This is a genomic window from Reichenbachiella sp. (assembly GCF_965223055.1).
GTDB lineage: Bacteria > Bacteroidota > Bacteroidia > Cytophagales > Cyclobacteriaceae > Reichenbachiella.
Window position 1 is genome coordinate 150,587 of sequence record NZ_CBDCVM010000006.1, and the last position, 17,206, is coordinate 167,792.

18 protein-coding genes are annotated in these 17,206 nt (G+C 40.5%); 13 read left to right on the forward strand and 5 right to left on the reverse strand.

Annotation, left to right across the window (positions count from 1 at the left end):
- Positions 1-124: 124 nt before the first annotated feature.
- From ACOQO5_RS05700 to ACOQO5_RS05715, 4 genes are all read left to right on the forward strand, one after another.
- Positions 125-724 carry a hypothetical protein gene (locus ACOQO5_RS05700; RefSeq protein WP_420580722.1) on the forward strand — a complete coding sequence of 200 codons (600 nt, stop codon included), beginning with the start codon at positions 125-127 and terminating at the stop codon, positions 722-724.
- A gap of 253 nt (positions 725-977) precedes the next feature.
- Positions 978-1,235 carry a type II toxin-antitoxin system HicA family toxin gene (locus tag ACOQO5_RS05705; RefSeq protein ID WP_420580723.1) on the forward strand — a complete coding sequence of 86 codons (258 nt, stop codon included), beginning with the start codon at positions 978-980 and terminating at the stop codon, positions 1,233-1,235.
- Entirely contained in the window at positions 1,232-1,564 is a 333-nt protein-coding gene (locus ACOQO5_RS05710) for a type II toxin-antitoxin system HicB family antitoxin (protein ID WP_420580724.1), read from the forward strand. Before ACOQO5_RS05705 ends, ACOQO5_RS05710 begins: the two co-directional genes overlap by 4 nt.
- 601 nt (positions 1,565-2,165) lie before the next feature.
- On the forward strand, positions 2,166-3,785 hold the full coding sequence (locus ACOQO5_RS05715; protein WP_420580725.1) for a tetratricopeptide repeat protein: 1,620 nt from the start codon (positions 2,166-2,168) through the stop codon (positions 3,783-3,785).
- A 99-nt stretch (positions 3,786-3,884) separates the two neighbouring features.
- On the opposite strand, the gene ACOQO5_RS05720 is transcribed toward ACOQO5_RS05715, so the two are convergent.
- Positions 3,885-5,432 (reverse strand): AbgT family transporter, encoded by a 1,548-nt coding sequence (locus tag ACOQO5_RS05720; RefSeq protein WP_420580726.1) that lies wholly within the window; start codon positions 5,430-5,432, stop codon positions 3,885-3,887.
- Between the two features lie 203 nt (positions 5,433-5,635).
- Here ACOQO5_RS05720 and ACOQO5_RS05725 point away from each other — a divergent pair, with 203 nt between their 5' ends.
- On the forward strand, positions 5,636-6,880 hold the full coding sequence (locus ACOQO5_RS05725) for a caspase family protein (protein ID WP_420580727.1): 1,245 nt from the start codon (positions 5,636-5,638) through the stop codon (positions 6,878-6,880).
- A 143-nt stretch (positions 6,881-7,023) separates the two neighbouring features.
- Here ACOQO5_RS05725 and ACOQO5_RS05730 read toward each other — a convergent pair whose 3' ends face one another.
- From ACOQO5_RS05730 to ACOQO5_RS05745, 4 genes are all read right to left on the reverse strand, one after another.
- Positions 7,024-7,635, reverse strand: a complete 612-nt coding sequence (locus tag ACOQO5_RS05730; protein ID WP_420580728.1) for an FKBP-type peptidyl-prolyl cis-trans isomerase — start codon at positions 7,633-7,635, stop codon at positions 7,024-7,026.
- 70 nt (positions 7,636-7,705) lie between these two features.
- A complete protein-coding gene (locus tag ACOQO5_RS05735) occupies positions 7,706-8,593 on the reverse strand; it encodes a hypothetical protein (RefSeq protein ID WP_420580729.1) in 888 nt (295 codons plus the stop codon).
- Entirely contained in the window at positions 8,590-9,339 is a 750-nt protein-coding gene (locus ACOQO5_RS05740; protein WP_420580730.1) for a hypothetical protein, read from the reverse strand. The genes ACOQO5_RS05735 and ACOQO5_RS05740 overlap by 4 nt, the downstream gene beginning before the upstream one ends.
- A 256-nt stretch (positions 9,340-9,595) precedes the next feature.
- Entirely contained in the window at positions 9,596-11,137 is a 1,542-nt protein-coding gene (locus tag ACOQO5_RS05745; protein ID WP_420580731.1) for an SDR family NAD(P)-dependent oxidoreductase, read from the reverse strand.
- Between the two features lie 91 nt (positions 11,138-11,228).
- Here ACOQO5_RS05745 and ACOQO5_RS05750 point away from each other — a divergent pair, with 91 nt between their 5' ends.
- The 8 genes from ACOQO5_RS05750 (at position 11,229) to ACOQO5_RS05785 (ending at position 17,148) form a co-directional block, all read left to right on the forward strand.
- A complete protein-coding gene (locus tag ACOQO5_RS05750) occupies positions 11,229-12,173 on the forward strand; it encodes an alpha/beta fold hydrolase (protein WP_420580732.1) in 945 nt (314 codons plus the stop codon).
- A gap of 182 nt (positions 12,174-12,355) precedes the next feature.
- Entirely contained in the window at positions 12,356-13,669 is a 1,314-nt protein-coding gene (locus ACOQO5_RS05755) for a DEAD/DEAH box helicase (protein ID WP_420580733.1), read from the forward strand.
- A gap of 41 nt (positions 13,670-13,710) precedes the next feature.
- Positions 13,711-14,169 (forward strand): nuclear transport factor 2 family protein, encoded by a 459-nt coding sequence (locus tag ACOQO5_RS05760; protein ID WP_420580734.1) that lies wholly within the window; start codon positions 13,711-13,713, stop codon positions 14,167-14,169.
- Entirely contained in the window at positions 14,162-14,455 is a 294-nt protein-coding gene (locus ACOQO5_RS05765) for a VF530 family DNA-binding protein (protein ID WP_420580735.1), read from the forward strand. Before ACOQO5_RS05760 ends, ACOQO5_RS05765 begins: the two co-directional genes overlap by 8 nt.
- Complete coding sequence (locus tag ACOQO5_RS05770; protein ID WP_420580736.1) at positions 14,452-14,694, forward strand: hypothetical protein; 243 nt, start codon at positions 14,452-14,454, stop codon at positions 14,692-14,694. The genes ACOQO5_RS05765 and ACOQO5_RS05770 overlap by 4 nt, the downstream gene beginning before the upstream one ends.
- 185 nt (positions 14,695-14,879) lie before the next feature.
- Positions 14,880-15,161 carry a hypothetical protein gene (locus ACOQO5_RS05775; protein WP_420580737.1) on the forward strand — a complete coding sequence of 94 codons (282 nt, stop codon included), beginning with the start codon at positions 14,880-14,882 and terminating at the stop codon, positions 15,159-15,161.
- Positions 15,162-15,207: 46 nt separating this feature from the next.
- Complete coding sequence (locus tag ACOQO5_RS05780; protein WP_420580738.1) at positions 15,208-15,834, forward strand: LysE family translocator; 627 nt, start codon at positions 15,208-15,210, stop codon at positions 15,832-15,834.
- 135 nt (positions 15,835-15,969) lie between these two features.
- Entirely contained in the window at positions 15,970-17,148 is a 1,179-nt protein-coding gene (locus ACOQO5_RS05785; protein WP_420580739.1) for a metallophosphoesterase, read from the forward strand.
- Positions 17,149-17,206: the final 58 nt, after the last annotated feature.

Sequence of the window (17,206 nt, forward strand, 5' to 3'; positions counted from 1 at the left end):
TTCTAGACTTTAGATATATGAAGCCTTTCTGGGAAACCAGGGAGGCTTTTTTGTTGATTCAGGTTTTGGGTTATTTTTGAGAAAATCAATTCGCTCTCCATTGGAAATAGAAGAATCGTTTAGAATGAATTTTTGCCGATTTTGCCAAAACAGTAAAATCGACCTCCATCAAGGGGTAATCTGCATACTCCAAAAACTACCAGAGATATCAACCGAAGGGTGCCCAAAATTTCAGGTTAATAAAAAGAAATTAACAGACACCTATAACCTTCACAAGGCTGCAAAAAATCACGAAAGAAAGGAAATAAAAAAAGGAATCAAACACCTTCTTTTGTGGCTTATTCCTGCAGTTGTTGTGGGGATATATGGAATCTATAAATCATATACACTCTCTCATCATTTTCGTTACACTGTCGCTAAAGTGACACTTACAAAACAATCAGGTTGGACTCAGAATATTTTATGGTTTGGAGGAATCACAAAGGAGTTTGAATATAAATATCGACTTAATCATAAATACTATAGAGTTCAATCCAAATTCAGCAACGAAGCAGAACCTGGACTTCCATCCAAGTTTTTAATAAAATACGACCCAAATGACCCATCAATCTCAGAAGTTGTTCGCGAATTTAATGTAGAGAATTTTCCATTAAAGAAACATCCTGTAAATGGAATAGCTCCAGATTCAATTGACATTTTCCTTTCAAATTATGAGCCACATTGAGCTCCGCAATGACCCTCTCCCTAATACCATCATTCACACGCTCCATTACCCGATGACTTTGAGGCACGAAAAGGTGTTCGGGTAATCTGCATGATCTGGCAGAAGGCCTATCAAGTCCACCACATTCGCGCTCAGCGACACAGATCACCCGAACACATCGGGTGATGACGTGTAGAAAAACAGAAGTAAAACAATCACGACCATAAGTGTAACTATATTTTAGTTACATTTGCCACCTAATAAACCTAACCTATTGAGTAAAATCGCCAAGTTAATCCTGAAACTTCAACCCAAACCCATTGACTTTACTTGGGATGAATTGATTAAAGTTTTGGCACATTTTGAATTTGAAGTTTATTCGGGTGGAAAAACGGGAGGTTCACGAAGAAAATTCGTCCGCCAGAAGGACAAAGCGATTATAAGTCTTCACGAACCTCATCCGCAAAAGGTCTTGAAACCATATATGGTTAAGGAAGTATTAAAAATTTTAGAGAAACACAAATTGTTATGAAAACGCTGAGATACAAAGGATTTATTGGCACCATTGAAGCCGATCTCAATTCAGGGCTGCTTCATGGTAAATTGAGTGGCACTAGTGATCTGATCACATACGAGGCTGAAAATGTAAAGCAGCTCGTAGAGGAATTTCATTCTGCAGTAGACGACTATTTGGAAACCTGTGCGGAATTGGGGAAAGAGCCTGTCAAACCATATAGTGGAGTTTTACAAATACGTATAAAGCCCAAACTTCATCAAGAAGCAGCATTCATTGCGAAGTCAAAAGGCATTTCGCTCAATAACTTAATAGCGGAAACTTTAGAAAAACATGTAGACGGGTAAGTTAAAAAATCCCCTAGTCTTTGCATCTCGCTAAGACTACATACCACCTACCAACAAACCCCGTCATTACCCGACGACTTTGAGGCACGAAAAGGCGGTCGGGTAATCTGTATGGTCAGGCAGAAGGCCTATCAAGTCCATCATTTGCTATCACCTACAGATCACCCGGATACACCGGCTGATGACGGTTATATCCTTGGCTTTGCCATACCACTATAAACGTCACCCACTCAGAGTCACCTGAAAGGGACTCTGAACTAAATCACAGGCATTAGAGTTCTTCGGATCAAATGTCCTACCAAAAGTTCAATTTCTTTCTTGAAGTAACTCTGATGGATCCCCGACCTGGCGCAGGCTTGCAACTTGTGCCCACATCCACCACTTCACCAAAACACCACCGTCATCACCAGATGGCTTTGAGGAACGAAAAGACATTCGAGTAATCCTATTCGTCAAGCAGCAAAGCCAAGATTCCTGCTAAGCCAATCATCAGCTCTCAAACCAGCAGATTGCCTTGACAATCAAAGGCGATGACGACGTCTCCAAATTGCCAATAAAGATTTATTCCCCTAACTTTCAATACACTAAAAAAAAATCAACCATGAAAAATGCTGCACCAATTTTAGCCTTTGTGCTATTGATCACTTCCTGCACTCAATCTCCAAAGGGCAACACCACCCCATCTGCTACGCTTGGCGAGCTCCAACACGGATTTCCTATCTCAGAGAAAGCCCAAACAGATTTTGATCAGGGTCTACTCCTTCTTCACAGTTTTGAGTACGAAGATGCCAGAGTATCATTCAACAAGGCTGCTGACGCTGATCCGGGCGAAATGATGGCCTATTGGGGCATAGCCATGTCGCACTACAAAGCACTCTGGGGACTTCAGAATGTAGAAGCAGGTAGAGCTGTCTTAAATCAAGTAGGCCCAACCCAAGAAGAAAGAATTGCCAGAACCGAGGAAGGTGTGGAACGAGATTTTTGGATAGGGCTTGAACTTCTCTTTGGTGAAGGTGAATTAAAAGAACGCAATCTAGCTTTTGCAGACCACTTAGCAATATTGCATCAAGAGAATCCAAGTCATCAAGAAATAGCAGCCTTTTATGCGCTTTCACTTTTATGGTCCTCGCCACGAGACGGCTCGCAAGAACAGCACATCAATGCCGCGGCTGTCGCACAAGGTATCTTAACAGAAAACCCTAACCACCCAGGCGCTCTACACTATACCATCCACGCTTTCGATAGCCCCAATCTAGCGATTCAAGGAATTGAAGCTGCTAACAAATATGCGAGCACAGCACCTGACGCTGTGCATGCATTACACATGCCATCGCACATTTATCTCAATCGCGGTATGTGGAATGAAGTAGCCTCCTCTAATGAAAACTCCTATGGTGCCAGCGTTCGCAAAATGGAAAGACTAGGTTTGGGGGACTCAGCCAGGGGTTTTCATAGTTATCAGTGGTTACATTATGCTTACTTACAGCAAGGTAGATTCGACAAAGCCACCCAACTGATGAAAGATATGCTCACGTTTACAGTTAATGCTCAAACATCATCCGCAAGGGCTTACTTGGTTAACATGCAAAACTTTCAGGTAACAGAATTTGGGTCATGGAATTTGGATAAAGAACCATTAGTTGTGACCACTGATGACTTGAGTATTGAAACCATTGCTCAGCATCATTTCTTCATTAGTTTGATGGCATCCAAGGCTGGCGACAATGAGGTTATCAAGAAGCAAATCCAAGAATTGGAAAGTAAAATTGCTGCTGCGGAATTACTAGTGACTACAGAGGGTATATCTATGTGCAGTGCAGGATACACCAGATATGCGCCCAATAAAAACACCCTACTCAGAGCAGAAACAATGCTCAATCAAATGATGGTCATGTCTGATCTTCTACAAGGTGATCAAATAGCTGCTGAAATTCACCTCAAACAAGCGGTGGCACTAGAAAGCCAACTACCACTTCCTCAAGGTCCACCAGACATTCCGCTTCCATCATATGAACAATACGCTTATTGGCTGATTGATCAAGCAAGACATGAGGAGGCATTGACGATATTTGATCAAGGTCTGGAAAGGACACCATTGAGGTCAAGAGCTTTGCAAGGTAAAAAAATAGCCTTTGAAGCGTTGGGCCGATTGGACGAGGCTAACAAAATACAGGCGCAAATTGATGTGTTCTGGCAGCGTGAATTGATCGCGAGTAATTAATCAAAAAGGACTTGGTCAATGACCAAGTCCTTTTTGATATTTCATGACGCACATCTGAGGTGAGTCACTAAAAACCTATAAGGTTTAATTTAACGGGAATCACCCACCATAGACATAGCTCGCTTGAAGACCCAGTGGAATACCTAGTACCCAGAAAGTCACCAAAAAGATGGTCCATAATATCAAAAGTGCAATTGAATAAGGGATCATCACAGACACCAATGTCCCTATCCCTGTACCTTTCACATATTTCTGACAGAACACAACCACCAATGGAAAATATGGCATCAATGGCGTAATGATATTGGTAGACGAATCCCCTACTCTATACGCTGCTTGCGTCAAGTCAGGCGAATATCCTAATTGCATTAACATCGGTACAAAAATCGGTGCTAGCATCGCCCACTTAGCAGACGCAGATCCCACAAAGAGATTGACAAATGCAGCCAAAAAGATAATCCCAGCAATAGTAACTGGTCCGGAAAGATTAAGGGCTTTCAGGAAATTTGCGCCTTTGATCGCTAATAAAGCCCCTAGGTTTGAAGTACCAAAGGCATAAATAAATAGTGAACAGAAAAAGGCCATGACAACATAGTAAGCCATACCTCTCATCGATTCCGACATCACATCAATAATATCTTTACTGGATTTGAACTTGCCAGCCACTATACCATGGATAACACCAGGCAATAAGAAAAATAAAAAGATCAACGGAACAATAGATTGCATCACTGGCGCAGTGAAAGAGGTAAGAGATCCTGAAGCATCTCTAAATGGCGAACCCTCCGGCAACAAAGACAAAACGAAAAGAATAAATACAACGAAAGTGACAATTGTAGCTGTCCAAAACCCCTTCTTCTCTTGCGGAGTGAACCCACCCATATCTGGAGCTTTCTCCGCATCGTCGTCTACAGGATTTCCCTTGTTCAATCTAGGTTCGACAATTTTATCCGTGATGTACCAGCCAATCAAAGTAACCAGTATACTTGAGGCTGCAGTAAAATAATAGTTATTTAAAGGGTTGACTTGCATGGATTCATTGATAATCTGTGCGGCAGGTTGAGTAAAACCTTGCAACAACGGATCAATTGCAGATGGCATAGGGTTGGCACTAAATCCACCAGATACACCAGCAAAAGCAGCTGCTATTCCTGCCAAAGGATGTCTACCGGCGGCATAGAATATTATTCCGCCCAGTGGGATTACAAGTACATATCCTGCGTCAATTGCTGAGTGAGATACAATCCCCACAAATATCACCATGGGCGTCAATAAAAAGCCCGGTGTTTTCTTCAGCATCATTTTGATAGCTGTGTGGATATAGCCGGACCCATCTGCTACACCCACACCGAGCATAGCCACCAACACCACACCTAATGGAGCGAAGCTGGTGAATATTCCAACCATTTTTGATAAAAAAGTGGTCAGCGCCGTTCCAGTCAAAAGATTCTGTACCCTGATGGGTAATCCGTCTCTTGGGTTAATTTCTGTGAATTCTATCGATGCCATCAAGGCAGACAGAATCCAAACAATAAAAATTGAAATTAGGAATAGAATAGCAGGATCAGGCAATTTGTTGCCAATACGTTCCACTTGGCCAAGCAACCTACTTACCAGGCTATTTTCATTTGAGGATTCAGATGTCATTATTAATAATTGGTTATGTTTAATAGTTGTGGTTGGTTCAAATAATCTTTTCAAACCAGAATACCTAATGGTAAATCATCCGAAATTAATTCAATTCTATCAATTATCATAAAGCACTCGAACTATAAAAGCACTCCTCCTAAAAAGGAGAAAAAAATAAATGTCAAAAGGATATTAACACAGCCCAACAACAACACACAAAATTGCTATTCGCCACAAATCTCAACACCTTTATGGCCATGAAAGCAATTATGATCTGTTTACTGGTCCTTTCTCACTCTCTACCCGCACAAGTACCTAACCTCAGCGGTAGCTGGAGTGGCACTTCGGGAACACCCTTTGGTACATACCTGGTATTCGACGAAATCATACAAAATGGACTTACTCTTTCGGGTCATGGCAAAATCATCAACTTGCAACAAACGGATTCTAGCGCGTATACTTTTGAAGGGTATATTAAGAATGACGTAATTGTAATCGTTCATACGTCATTCATCTACAAGTCTTCACTGGCTTGCTTATCTAAAGTCAAGCTCAACTACACCAAAATTGATAACATGGAACATCTATCCGGTAAATGGGGTGGTCAAATGGTCAAAGGAGGATGCCTACCTGGCGTCAGTGGTAAAATTGAAATGCAAAAGGTAAAAAGTCAGCCAAATTTATCGACCGCAAATGTTGAACTCCAAGCGATGTCTAACAACGACCACATTGGACAAAGCCTTTCTAACCGATTAAAAAACACCAAATATTATGCCCTACTTATTGGTATAGAAGACTATGTAGCAGATGACATAGCATCACTCCATCAGCCTATAGATGACGCAAACACACTTTATCAAACCCTATCAAAACAATATGGTTTTAACGAGCAAAATACAATCTCACTGCAAAACCCATCACGTGCTGAGATTATTCAAGGATTTGAGGCATTGGCACGAACGGTCTCCAGTGAGGATCAATTGCTTATTTTTTATGCTGGCCACGGGGTGTGGGATGAAAAATTAACTCAAGGCTACTGGCTACCTTCGGATGCCACAATGAAAAGCAAGTCACAATGGTTATCCAATAGTACGATTAGGGATTATCTGCAAGCAATTGAAGCTAAACACACCCTCCTAATAACTGACGCCTGCTTCAGCGGAGGCCTGCTTAAAGAGCGAGCAGTATACTCAAACAGCAAAGCTATGCTAGAACTCTACAAACTACCTAGCCGCAAAGCGATTACAAGCGGCACTCTCACTACCGTACCTGACAATAGTGTATTTTTGAAATACTTAATAAAAAATTTAGAAAACAATCAAGCGCCTTTACTCTCAGCAAGTGAATTATTTGCCTCTTTCAAAATCGCAGTGATCAACAATAGTCCTAGTGGACAGATTCCCCAATTTGGCGTGATTAGCCAATCAGGAGATGAAGGTGGAGAGTTTATCTTTTTGAGAAGATAAAAAAAGCTGGATCAAAAGTCTTGCTTCCAAGAATTATCACATTGAGCTACATCAAAAAGTCAACCTGCTTCTCGCAGCAAGACTTCGACACGGTTCAGTCTGACAGTGTATTAGACTTTTAATCCAGTTTTTTATGTTTTCACTTAAGCTACCTCGATGAGCTCGATATCAAAAATCAAAGCTGCAAATGGAGGGATGTCAGCTCCGGCACCTCTATCGCCATAAGCCAAATTGAATGGGATGTATAGCTTCCACTTATCTCCCGGCACCATCAGCTGAAGAGCTTCGGTCCATCCAGCGATCACACCATTCACTGGGAATGTGGCTGGCTGTCCTCTTTGTACAGAACTGTCAAACACTTTTCCGTCGATCAATGTACCGGTGTAGTGTGTAGTCACTTGGCTCGAAGCAGTTGGTTTCGTTCCAGAAGCATCTCCTGATTCGATCACTTCATATTGCAATCCACTTGGCAAAACAGTTACTCCATCTTTCTCGGCATTAACTGCTAAGAAAGCTTCACCTTTTTCTTTGGCATCACCATGAGCAGCTGCTTTCAGCTCACCAATTTTCTTTTGGATTACTGCATTGATTTCTTCTACAGTCAATTCGCTGTGACCAGCAAATGAATCACCTAATCCACTCATGAAAGCATCAATTTCGAAGATCTCATTGAAGCCTTCGTTGGTGAAGTTGGTTCCTACACTCTGTCCTAGTCCGTAACTGAATTTTTGTTCTTCAGTGTTTAATTCTGTCATTATAAAGTCTTTAATTATAGGGCGCAAAGGTAGGCTTTAGAACCAGCAATCCAAACCTATAGAACATTCACTATTTCAAGAGATCATTGACCTGATAAACCAACTTATCCAAATCATTTGCTTTTTGATTTAACCTCTCTAGAGTTTTTAGAGAATTTTTATCTTCTTGTTCCTTCTTTATCAAGGCAGCAATCGCCAGAATGTTGCAAAGTGCCCCTCTCAAGATATGTGCATTATCATACGCGTATTGAGATAATTGTTCATTTTTCTCTTCCAGCTGTAGTGTTCGTTCATGAACCAGCTCCTCCAGGTTTGTCTTAAGCCTTTCTATTTTTTCTCTTTTGACCAACAATTCCTTCTTCTTAGCCTCTAATTCTTCAGTCAAATTTATTAACGTCTGATTCGACAGTTCATTTCTTTTTCTCTCCTTGTCAAAATTGCTTTTGAGAAAATACAAGGATATCATAATCATAAACAGGCTGATTAAATACTGTGTTGCTAGTACGTATGTAAGACCTTCATTTATACCTGAACTGTTTTCTATTCCGGTCGGGAAAAAACCAGTCAGTATCAGACATATTAGACTCAATGCGATTGTATAATAGTATCCATATGGTTTTGGCAAAACAATTAAAAAAACAATCACCAAAACAAAAAAGAAATAAGCCGGAGCAGAATATATTCCGCTAGCTCCGAGCCAGTAAAGGATGAATGCAATGGCCCAGACGGTAGCATTAACTAACACAATAAGATCATATCTGGAGGAGTCCTTCCATAGAATAATCGAAATGACAGAAATCGTCAGTAAAGTAGAAGATACAGTGACATGAAACACTCCAGGAAATTCAAGAATAGACACAATAAGCTGAAAAGCTGTAGCTGAGATAGCCACATACAGACATATTCTTAAGAAGATATATCTAAATCCCAATTCGCTAGGTTCAAATTCCTTTATCATTTGATCCATTTTCTATAAGACTCCTTTACTGAAACAAATGCATCTTTCAACTTTTCGCCGGAACGATGAAGCCAATCCGTGTAAGCCAAATCTCCTTCAAGTCGTTCCACCAACTCAATCTCTTTCAATAATTCCTCCACAGTTGGTGCAATTTGGTTTGAATTGACATCTAGAAAGGATGAGATTTGTTCGTTGGACGAAGTCAAATTGGCTTTACGCTCTTGTACCAGTTTTTCCAAATGTTCATTTGCTTGTTCCAACTCTCGCTGTTGTACCTCTAAGGCTCCATTTTCCGAAGCTAGTTCTTCAATTTTAGCCGATATGAGTTGGGTCTTCCGTTTGGCGGATTCACGATCTTCATGATATTGTTTTACCCAATAAATCATAAACACAGTAAAGAGTACTACTACAAATTGATATTTATAAATATCGAATACGGGTCGTTTTTCAAACATGTCCAGCAGGTCGTTGCCAAGAACCCATGCCAATACCATTGCAGCAATAAACACATAGGAAACTACCAGCATAATTTTTAAATCCTTCTTTTGATTGAAGGCTGCCACAGCAGACAAAAAGGCAATGAGATTGATATCCGAAGTACTCACCAAACCATCTCTTGACAACCAATAGAATCCAAAAATGAGCAGAAGAACCCCACTAAAAACCATATTAATCATGGAGGAGTGAATCCCTAACAAAGTAATAATTAATACAACCAAGCTAATTGTAGAAATAAGGATATTCATGAAGATGTATTCTGTCGGAAGACCATTCAAGACGTAATGAATCAATGGATCCATCATCCTAATAAGAACAAAGAGACAGGATACACAAAGCATTCTGGATTCGAATGACAAAGTCTTTAACATGAATTAATTACACTATTGATATTGTTCTAATATAATCAATAGCGTTGGCAAATCATGGAACTATTATAAGTTCATCACCAAATTCATCTGACAAATAATGAAGTTTCTTTCAAAGACAACTATGTTAACCGAACTACCAATCAATCGGAAAATAGTCCTTTAAGAACTTACCACACCAGTGCTCTCCTCTATTGATTCCGTCAAAGACTGGATCCATCACACGAGCTGCACCATCTACGATATCCAAGGGCGGTTGAAAATCATGCTTCTCTTCCTTGAATTTGGAAAGCTGTACGGGATCTTCATCTGTCACCCAGCCTGTATCGACCGCATTCATATAGATGCCATGCTTGGCCAATTCACCTGCAGAAGTATGTGTCAACATATTCAAGGCTGCTTTGGCCATGTTAGTATGTGGGTGTCGAGGTTCTTTTTTGAATCGGTAAAACTTACCTTCCATCGCAGTGACATTTACGATATGCTTCATACCTGTATTCTCTCTTTTCATCATAGACGAAAGTCGATTACAGAGCACAAACGGAGCAATAGAATTCACCAACTGCACTTCCAACAATTCTGGCGTAGGCACCTCACCAAGCTTGAGTCGCCAGGAATTGGTAGTTCTTAAATCTACTTGCTGCAAGTCTACATCCAGCTTACCTTCTGGGAAAACCTCTTCGTTTTGCAACGCACCGTCGTAACTGTAAGGTATTTGCGACAATTGGGCCGAAGCACGCAACCCAAGTCCAGGTGCTTTTTCGTTCCATGAAACTGCCAATGAAGAAGTATCCTTGCCAGATGGGCTTACTACACCAATTCGATTCAAACAGTTGTGATGGCTGGTTAGTAATTTTTGCACATCAGCCGTATGCTCTTCGAATGGCAACTGCTCCATATCCATCATATGCGAATAGAACCCAGGCGGACGACGCACCGTTTGTGCGGCATTGTTAATCAGGATATCCAATCGATCATACGTCTGCTCAATATAGGTACAGAATAACTCTACACTTGGGGTATGGCGCAAATCCAGTCCATGGATGTGTAATCGATCGTTCCACTTATAATAATCCTTTTCTTTGGCGAATCGAATCGCTGAATCGGCTGGAAAACGTGTGGTGGCTATCACTGTAGCTCCTGCCCTGAGCATCATCAGAGTCACATGATAGCCGATCTTTAAGCGCGATCCTGTCATTAAAGCCACTTGTCCGGTCAAGTCCGCGGTTTGGAATCTTTTGGCATAGTTCAAGTCTCCACAGGTCTCACACATGGTGTCGTAAAACGGATGCAGTTTGGTGTATTCAGCCTTACACACATAACAGTTTCTTGGAGAATTCAGCTCTTTACCCTCCATATCCAGCTTAGCCGCGGGCAGTAGGATTTGATCCGGGGCCTCGAACACTTTGGCAGTTCGAGCCGAACGAATACCTGTAGCCTCTCTAGCCGCTCGATCTTGTTGACGGACAACTGATTTTTCTTTGTTTTTAAGATCCTTTCTTCGCTTACGTAATTCAGTTCGGTCTGGACGAGACACCTCTCCTGCTGCTTTCATCAATGCCACACGCTGTTCCTCTGATAGGTCTACCAGTGGTTGACTGTTCTCCACCAAACCCTGAAGAGTTTTCAAACAAGCCTCCAGCTCTTCTTTGCTTATATTTTTCTTCTCCTTCGCCATTCGAGGCGCAAAGGTATGGAAAGACTTGATTAAAGTGATGGCAAGAAGTAACCTCTTTATGACTAGCTTTAGGTTCTACAATACTTTTTCAATGACTATTTTTTCAAAAATTGGATTAGGCATTCTACTCCTTTTAGTTACTACCATCTCTTTGATCTGTTTGCTGTTTGGTTATACGGATAAGTCTGTCGACGATCTCAAAACCAATTACGCCCCACCTCCTTCTGCCTTTGTTTCCATCATGGACATGGAAGTTCATTATAGAAATGAAGGCCATCCAAATGATAGTCTACCAATTGTTTTGATCCATGGCACAGGTGCTAGTCTGCACACCTTCAATGAATGGACAGTAGAACTAGCTAAAGATAGGAGAGTTATTCGTATGGATCTGCCCGGCTTTGGCCTCACCGGTCCCTTTCCTGATGGTGACTATTCCATGGCTCATTATATTGAGTTTATCAACCAGTTTCTTATTCAACAAAAGGTAAATAGATGTGTCTTGGGTGGCAATTCTCTGGGAGGTCAGATTGCATGGAATTTCACCTTGCATCATCCTGAAAAGGTCGACAAGCTCATTCTTATCGATGCCGCAGGATATCCGTTAGAATCCAAAGAAGTACCCATTGCATTTCGACTGGCAAGAATCCCAATTCTCAACAAGATTTTAACTTTTATCACGCCAAGATCTACCGTTCGGGCGAGTATAGAAAGTGTTTATGCAGACCATTCCAAAGTGACTGAAGAATTAGTGGACAGATATTTGGAATTGACACTCAGAGAAGGAAATAGACAAGGGTTGGTCGACCGAATGAATACTAAATTAATTGACAACAAAGTGGATCAAATCAAGCATATCAAAGCACCGACATTAATTTTATGGGGTGAAGAAGATCTCTTAATCCCTACTAAGAGTGCCTACAGATTTCAAACTGATTTAACCAATGATACATTGGTCATTATGCCAAATGTAGGGCATGTACCTATGGAAGAAAGTCCAATGGAGAGTTTAGCTATTGTTAAGGCATTTTTGGAATAAAATAAAGCCTTACGCGCAATAATTGACTGCCACAAAAGATATCCGTCATTGCGAACAGCGTGAAGCAATCTTGACACAAAATCAGTAAATCAACTTTAAGATCACTTCGCTGCACTCGTGATGACGTATATTACTTCTTTTGAGACAACATCAATACTAACTCTTCAACCTACCTTTGCCGGATGTCAGGAAAAATCAAAGACCAACAAGCGATTCTTCAGAAACTGGGTATCGCCGAACTCAACCCCATGCAGCTAGCTGCAAAAAAAGAGATTTCCGAAAACGAAGAAGTGGTGCTGCTCTCTCCTACGGGTACAGGAAAAACGCTGGCCTTTTTATTACCTATCATAGCCAACTTAGATCCAGATCTTAATGAGGCACAAGTCCTTATACTAGTTCCCTCACGCGAACTAGCGATCCAAATCGAACAAGTAGTTCGAGAAATGGGAAGTGGATTTAAGGCCAATGCAGCCTACGGCGGCAGAGCTGGGTCCAAAGACAAAATAGAATTGAAACATGCCCCTGCCATTCTCATTGGCACTCCGGGCAGAATAGCGGATCATTTTCGACGAGAAACAATTTCAACAGATTATATCCACACGATTGTGCTGGATGAGTTTGATAAATCTCTGGAAGTGGGTTTTGAAACAGAAATGATTGAGATCATCGATGAGCTCCGAACAGCCAAGCAGAAGATACTAACCTCAGCTACTCAAAAAGTAGAGATTCCTTCATTTGTGGGTTTGAAAAACCCTACACAACTCGACTTTCTAGACCAAGCTTCGAACAACCTAAGTTTGAAAATAGTGACTGCTGATACAAAAGATAAGTCTGCCGCGCTGGTTCAACTCTTGGGTCATATTCAAACGGGCAATGGCATCATCTTTTGCAATTTCAAAGACACGATTCAGGAAGTGAGCGATTATTTACATGATCACCAAATCGAACATAACTGTTTCTATGGTGGACTAGAGCAGCAAGACCGAGAGCGCGCTTTGATCAAATTTCGAAATGGAACTAGCCGCTTATTATTAGCCACCGATTTGGCGGCTCGGGGTATAGATGTTCCTGCATTGGATTTCATTATTCATTTTCAATTGCCACCAAAACAAGAAGAGTTTACCCATAGAAATGGACGTACTGCTCGCATGCAAAAAGACGGTACGGCCTATTTGTTGAAGGGACAAAAGGAGAAAACGCCTGAATATGTAAAAGATATAGAAGAAGTGATTTTGAATCCTCCGTCAGTATTTGAAAACAGTGATACTATCACATTGTTTATCTCCGGCGGACGTAAGGACAAAATTTCCAAAGGGGACATCGCAGGTTTATTTATGAAACAAGGGGATTTGAATAAAGAAGAATTGGGCATGATCGAATTGAAACAGGACTGTGCATTCGTGGCGGTACCCATTTCCAAATCAAAACAACTGATCCATCAACTCAACAACAGTAGATTGAAAAAGAAGAAGGTCAGAATCAGTCAATTGAACTGACGACGAATCTCATATATTTGCTCAAAGCAAAATCCAATCTTATGAAACAATTACTCATCATTACCTTATTTGCGCTTCCTTGTCTTGCTAAAGCTCAAACTCAACCAAGCAAAAAAGAACAAACTGCTGTACAGCAACTGGTTATTGATACCTTCCAAAGCCTACTATCTGATTACGATTCCACCAAAATGGATACCTATCTAACACCCGACTTTGTCCTGTTAGAACATGGCGAAGTGTGGAACAATGACACCATTCAATACTACATCACTAAAGCATTACAAAACTCAGACAGGGCTATCCGAACCAATCGTTTTGAATTCATCAAAATGGAAAAATCAGGAGATATGATATGGGCTGCCTATAAGAACTGGGCGATATGGACCAAGGATGAAGAAATAGTGCACCGAATGCACTGGCTCGAAAGCGTAGTTGCCGTGAGAGAAGATGAAAAATGGAAACTCAAAATGATGCACTCTACTCGAATAGAAAATGAGTGATCACGAACAAATAAACAATCCACTTCACGGTGTCAAACTTGCTGACATATTAGATTATCTGGTCGAAAATGTAGGGTGGGAATATCTGGGTGAAGAAGTAAATATTCGATGCTTCACTTATGATCCATCGATCAAATCCAGTTTGAAGTTTTTGCGTAAAACACCTTGGGCTCGAGAAAAAGTGGAGCGATTCTACCTGCATGTTTTAAAACGAGGTTATAGCCGGAGAGTAAAGCCCAAACGAGAGCCCGGAAAACCAAGATATTACAAGAAGAAACCAGAATGAAACTAGCCATAGTAACCGACCTGCATGCTGAGGAAAGTTGGGTCTCCGAACAAGGTGTCTCCTCCTGGAAAAATTGGAAAGTCATTCTTAAAGACATTCAGTCCAGAGGCATTGATCAAATGATATTCCTCGGCGATATTGGCGCTCCATCAGCCCATCAGCAATTCTTTGATTCTCTAGACCAAAGTGGTTTGGAGTACAAAGTGATATTGGGCACCACGAAAACTTCGATGAAGTAATTAAGGCGAAAAGACCAATCGCAATAGTTGACAAAAAGGAATGGTACTGGAGCGAAGAAAACAATGGATTCAAATCCATATATCTAGATACCTCCACCGATACTATCAGCCAAGTTCAACTCGATTGGTTAGAGGCCGAACTACAAACTGATCTGCCCACTCTCCTTTTTGCTCATCACCCCATTTTGCCGACCAACACTACCCCTCACCTAGCGTTTCCACTTGCCGGCGATAAACAAGTATTCAATTTGCTCAAATCTCGCACGCAACCCATCCATATTTTCTGCGGGCATTTGCATCTTGATGACGAACAAACTAGCGAACACATTCGCCAAACCGTTACGCCAGCAGCTAGCATTCAGATCAAGAGGCATTCGGAAAAAGCAGAAGTGGAAAATATTGGATTTGCCTACAGGATTTTAGAGTTTCAGGAAAACCAAATCAGGTCTCAAGTCGTATGGTTCTAGAAGCTCATAAACGTGAGTACCAATTATTAACCTAAACTGATGTTTTATGTCATTTGAAACCTGGCTAGCCTTTACTTTTACATCTGCTGTTCTTATTAGTATTCCTGGCCCCAACAACCTCATGGTGATGGCCTATGGCCTGCGTCATGGAACTAAACATTCTTTGTTTACTGTGTTCGGAGTAGTACCAGGAGCGATAGTTGCTATGATTCTTTCTTTTATTGGGCTTGGTAGCCTCCTAGCAGCCTCTTCTTTATTGTTTGACCTAACCAAATGGATAGGAGCTGTCTACTTGGTTTATCTCGGTATAATGCTTTGGAGAAACTCTCCAAAGCCATCTGAAGTTAAGATTGAAGGAAACAAAGTGAGTAAAACTAAAATACTTATTCAATCTTTCACAGTATCTCTACTCAATCCCAAGGGCATTATTTTCTATATGGCCTTTATGCCACAGTTCATCTCTCCACGTGAACACGTGATTCCTCAAATGTTTATTCTGGGAGGCACGTTTGCACTGCTGGTTTTGCCTATCAATTCCGTATATGCGTTATTGGCAGGAAAACTCCGCACCACCATACAAAACAGTCGTATCATTCAAATCATGAACCGAACTGGCGGCGTGTTATTGATTTTGGCTGGTATAGCTACTGCCTCTTTGAAAAGGAATAGCTAATAGTCGAAAAATTGTAGTTCTTCTTTGACTTTGAATATTTATCAAAAAGCAAAGAGAAAATCTCATTTAATATAATATGATTTATTACCTAGAACTATGTATCCATGATTGCATAGTTCACTCCAATCAACATTCATGAAACAACAATTAACAAATTACTTGAAACACCTGTTTTTTACAGCGCTAGGAGCGATCGCTCTATTTATACTTTTTGGGCTTCTATCCGGAAAATCGATCAAACATAGTCGAAACAACTTAGTCGACAAATGGAATAATGAAGGACCATATGTATTTTTCAAAAATGATAGCGTTCTAAGTGTTAACTACATAAAAGGTGACAGCGAGAAAGGGTTTGAAGGCATAAATAAGGAGTACAATACGGATTCTACCCCATCCTTAAACTGCTATTACCCGTTAGATTCGACCAGCTTTAACTTCGGTTTGAATCTGGACTTTAAAATTCCTGGATCCATTTATTCTGATTCTCAAAAAATTCTGGCTATCTCCGATATTGAAAGTAATTACAAGACGTTTCGAGATTTTCTTATCAATAGCCGTGTGGTAGATGAAAGACTCAATTGGACTTTTGGTAAAAACCACTTAGTGCTATTGGGTGACTTTATAGACAGAAGTTACTTCTCCACTCAAGTTTTGTGGTTCATCTATAAACTTGAACAAGATGCAAAATCAAAAGGGGGAAATGTGCACTACATTTTAGGAAATCACGAAATCATGAATATGCAAGGAGATCATAGATTCGCCAAACTAAAATATCATCACATAGCATCTATTTTAGGTAGAAAACAGTTCGAATTTTACGGTAAAAACTCATTCTTAGGCCGATGGCTAGAAAGCAAGAATACTATGGAACTAATCAATGGAAATTTGTTTGTTCATGCCGGCATTAGCCCTCAAATTAAGGATATGAATATAGAATTGGATGAAATGAATCAACTCATTAGGGCTAACTATTTCACACCTTATTATCGTAAACTCAATAGAGAAAAAAATGAAGACCTGTTGATTGATTCTCAAACTGCTCCATACTGGTACCGCGGATATTTTTATTCAGACTTATCTCATGAAAAAGTGAAACATGGGTTGGATCAATTTGGAGCCAAAACTGTTGTTGTAGGTCATACCATTCAATCAGAAGTCAATCGAAAGTATAATGGAAAAGTAATAGGGATAGATGTAAAACACCCAGCGGATCATTACGAATACTTTCCTAAGATCGAATCTGAAGGGCTATTAATTGAAAACGGAAACTATTACAGAATATTAGCAAACGGCAAGGCCATAGAACTGAAATAAGAAGAAGATTCAGATAACTATTAATCTCTTAGCTATAAATCAATTCTTTAAATACTGA

What these genes read in the sequence shown, in the direction of transcription:
- ACOQO5_RS05700 (WP_420580722.1), top strand. Translation starts at nt 125, where the DNA reads ATGAATTTTTGCCGATTTTGCCAAAACAGTAAAATCGACCTCCATCAA.
- ACOQO5_RS05710 (WP_420580724.1), top strand. Translation starts at nt 1,232, where the DNA reads ATGAAAACGCTGAGATACAAAGGATTTATTGGCACCATTGAAGCCGAT.
- ACOQO5_RS05715 (WP_420580725.1), top strand. Translation starts at nt 2,166, where the DNA reads ATGAAAAATGCTGCACCAATTTTAGCCTTTGTGCTATTGATCACTTCC.
- ACOQO5_RS05720 (WP_420580726.1), bottom strand. Translation starts at nt 5,432, where the DNA reads ATGACATCTGAATCCTCAAATGAAAATAGCCTGGTAAGTAGGTTGCTT.
- ACOQO5_RS05730 (WP_420580728.1), bottom strand. Translation starts at nt 7,635, where the DNA reads ATGACAGAATTAAACACTGAAGAACAAAAATTCAGTTACGGACTAGGA.
- ACOQO5_RS05735 (WP_420580729.1), bottom strand. Translation starts at nt 8,593, where the DNA reads ATGATAAAGGAATTTGAACCTAGCGAATTGGGATTTAGATATATCTTC.
- ACOQO5_RS05740 (WP_420580730.1), bottom strand. Translation starts at nt 9,339, where the DNA reads ATGAATATCCTTATTTCTACAATTAGCTTGGTTGTATTAATTATTACT.
- ACOQO5_RS05745 (WP_420580731.1), bottom strand. Translation starts at nt 11,137, where the DNA reads ATGGCGAAGGAGAAGAAAAATATAAGCAAAGAAGAGCTGGAGGCTTGT.
- ACOQO5_RS05750 (WP_420580732.1), top strand. Translation starts at nt 11,229, where the DNA reads ATGACTATTTTTTCAAAAATTGGATTAGGCATTCTACTCCTTTTAGTT.
- ACOQO5_RS05755 (WP_420580733.1), top strand. Translation starts at nt 12,356, where the DNA reads ATGTCAGGAAAAATCAAAGACCAACAAGCGATTCTTCAGAAACTGGGT.
- ACOQO5_RS05760 (WP_420580734.1), top strand. Translation starts at nt 13,711, where the DNA reads ATGAAACAATTACTCATCATTACCTTATTTGCGCTTCCTTGTCTTGCT.
- ACOQO5_RS05765 (WP_420580735.1), top strand. Translation starts at nt 14,162, where the DNA reads ATGAGTGATCACGAACAAATAAACAATCCACTTCACGGTGTCAAACTT.
- ACOQO5_RS05770 (WP_420580736.1), top strand. Translation starts at nt 14,452, where the DNA reads ATGAAACTAGCCATAGTAACCGACCTGCATGCTGAGGAAAGTTGGGTC.
- ACOQO5_RS05780 (WP_420580738.1), top strand. Translation starts at nt 15,208, where the DNA reads ATGTCATTTGAAACCTGGCTAGCCTTTACTTTTACATCTGCTGTTCTT.
- ACOQO5_RS05785 (WP_420580739.1), top strand. Translation starts at nt 15,970, where the DNA reads ATGAAACAACAATTAACAAATTACTTGAAACACCTGTTTTTTACAGCG.